Origin of the sequence: Hephaestia sp. MAHUQ-44 (assembly GCF_023806085.1) — a bacterium.
Classification (GTDB): domain Bacteria; phylum Pseudomonadota; class Alphaproteobacteria; order Sphingomonadales; family Sphingomonadaceae; genus Sphingomonas.
The window spans coordinates 1-1348 of sequence record NZ_JAMSLX010000036.1; the positions used below are offsets into that span (position 1 = coordinate 1).

At 65.5% G+C, this 1348-nt stretch carries 1 protein-coding gene; it reads left to right on the plus strand.

Annotation, left to right across the window (positions count from 1 at the left end):
• Window positions 1-86: 86 nt before the first annotated feature.
• Window positions 87-1094 (plus strand): IS110 family RNA-guided transposase, encoded by a 1008-nt coding sequence (locus NFE57_RS16565; protein WP_252136695.1) that lies wholly within the window; start codon window positions 87-89, stop codon window positions 1092-1094.
• Window positions 1095-1348: the final 254 nt, after the last annotated feature.

Below are 1348 nucleotides of genomic sequence, written 5' to 3' on the forward strand. Positions count from 1 at the left end.
GTCATCGTGTAATTTGTGGCTGCTTCCTCGGGCCGGCTGAGCGGCGCACACTTCTGGTTGTCGAAGCCTGAAGGAAGGAAGCAGCCATGAAGCACTATGCCGGGATCGACCTGTCGATGGAAACGTCGCACGTTTGCGTCGTCGACGCCGATGGGCGCAAGGTCGGGGCGCTCTGCGTTGATAGCACGCCGGAGGCGATCGCCGGGGCGCTGGAACGTCATGGCCCGGTCGATCGCGCGGTGATCGAGACGGGCCGGATGACGCCATCGATCGCGATGGGCCTGCGCGAGTTGGGCGTCGCCATCGTCTGCATCGACGCGCGACAGGCGCATCAGAGCCTGAAGGCGATGAGGGCCAACAAGACCGATCCGCATGATGCGGCAGGGCTCGCGCAGTTGGCGCGCACCGGGTTCTACAAGGAGGTGCACGTCAAGTCGCCGGCGGCGCACGGCGTGCGCTCGGTCATCACCGCTCGCGGGCATCTGGTCGAGGCGCGCGTCCGGCTCGACAACACCATCCGTGGCCTGTGCGCCACCTTCGGGATCAGGCTCGGCATTGGCCAGGGCGAGCGGTTCCTTGCACGGATGCGCGCGGCCGCCGCTGTTCCGGGGCTTGGTGAAGCGGTGGCATCGTTGCTCGGCGTGCGCGAGCGCCTGGTCGAGCAGATCGGACAACTGGATCGCCAGCTCAAGGCGATCAGCGCGACATCCCCGGTGTGTCAGGCGCTGATGAGTATCCCCGGTGTTGGCGTGCAGACCTCGGCCGCGTTCGCCGCCGCCATCGACGATGCGGCCCGGTTCAAACGATCGCGAACGGTGGGCGCCTACTTCGGCCTGGTCCCGCGCCGGCACCAGTCGGGCGAGCTCGACTGGACAGGGCGCATCACCAAACAGGGTGATAGCACGGTGCGCAAGCTCCTCTATGAAGCGGCCAACTCGATCCTGACGCGCACCAAAACCACCTGCGCGCTGAAGAGCTGGGCGCTGAAGATCGCCAGACGGCGCGGCTTGCGAAAGGCGCGCGTCGCGCTCGCCCGCCGCCTCGCCGTCATCATGCACGCCATGCTGCGCGACGGCACTTTGTTCGAGGTATGAGATGAGGTAAACGCAATACGCCAGCGGTGAGGCTCTCAAGCTGACCCGATGGCGGCGTCCCGCGAGGGAACGCAGGGTCGGACGATCTGCGAAGGTAAACGGATGGGCTGCCAAGCCCGCTTCGAGTCAAGGCAACGCCCGACCTTGTGAAACCCGATACAGCACCACCGATCCAGATCGGCGAGTGCGGACAGATCCTTGAAACCCTCAAGGGACCGCTGCCAAGCTACTGCAAATTACAGATCCTGAGCCTA

Coding starts and splice junctions, on each gene's coding strand:
- NFE57_RS16565 (WP_252136695.1), top strand. CDS start 87: ATGAAGCACTATGCCGGGATCGACCTGTCGATGGAAACGTCGCACGTT.